Genomic DNA, 728 nt, shown 5'->3' on the forward strand with positions numbered 1-728 from the left:
TGCGTGGCCGCCCCAGCCCGGGACGGGCGGTGGCGGTGGCGGGGTCTGGCCGGGGGCTTGCGGGGTCGGAGCGGACCACTGGGCGGGCGGCGGCTGCTCCTTGGACCACTTGGACGGTGCCTGCGCCTGGTCCGGGCCGCTCTGGTCGGTCGGCTGCGCCCGGTCGGCGCCGGTGCGGTCCACCGGCTCCGCGGAGCCCTGCTGGTCCGGCTCCTGGCCGCCCGAGGGGGCGGATCCGGGCGAGGCCCAGCCCGGAGTGTCCTTCATCGTCGCTCCTTCACGGTGCCCGTCCGCGGGTCGCGGCGCCAGGTTGGCGCCCATCGTGCCACGCGGTGTCCTGGAAGTGACCGGGGGCCGTATGTGCTGCGTACCTTCAATTGTCCGACGGATACGGGGCAGACTGACCGCATGGCTGATCAGTACGCGCGATCCGGCGACGACATCCGGCCGACCGGGATACCCGTGATCCGATGGGACGAGCCCCCCGAAGGCCCCGTCCTGGTCCTTCTCGACCAGACGAGACTGCCGGCAGAGGAGGTCGAGCTGGTGTGCACGGACGCGCCCGCGCTGGTGGAGGCGATCCGTTCGCTCGCCGTGCGCGGGGCGCCACTGCTGGGGATCGCCGGGGCGTACGGCGTCGCACTCGCCGCAGCGCGCGGGTTCGACGTGGAGGACGCCGCCGAGGCGCTCGAGGGTGCCCGGCCCACCGCGGTGAACCTCGGGGTCGG

Annotated in this window: 2 pseudogenes; one reads left to right on the forward strand and one right to left on the reverse strand. The window is 74.6% G+C overall.

Annotation, left to right across the window (positions count from 1 at the left end):
* A pseudogene (locus tag AWZ10_RS16330) lies at nt 1-267 on the reverse strand (hypothetical protein); the annotation flags it as partial.
* A 141-nt stretch (nt 268-408) separates the two neighbouring features.
* On the opposite strand from AWZ10_RS16330, the pseudogene AWZ10_RS16335 reads away from it, so the two are divergent.
* A pseudogene (locus AWZ10_RS16335) lies at nt 409-728 on the forward strand (S-methyl-5-thioribose-1-phosphate isomerase); the annotation flags it as partial.

Source organism: Streptomyces europaeiscabiei (assembly GCF_001550375.1).
GTDB classification, from domain to species: domain Bacteria; phylum Actinomycetota; class Actinomycetes; order Streptomycetales; family Streptomycetaceae; genus Streptomyces; species Streptomyces europaeiscabiei.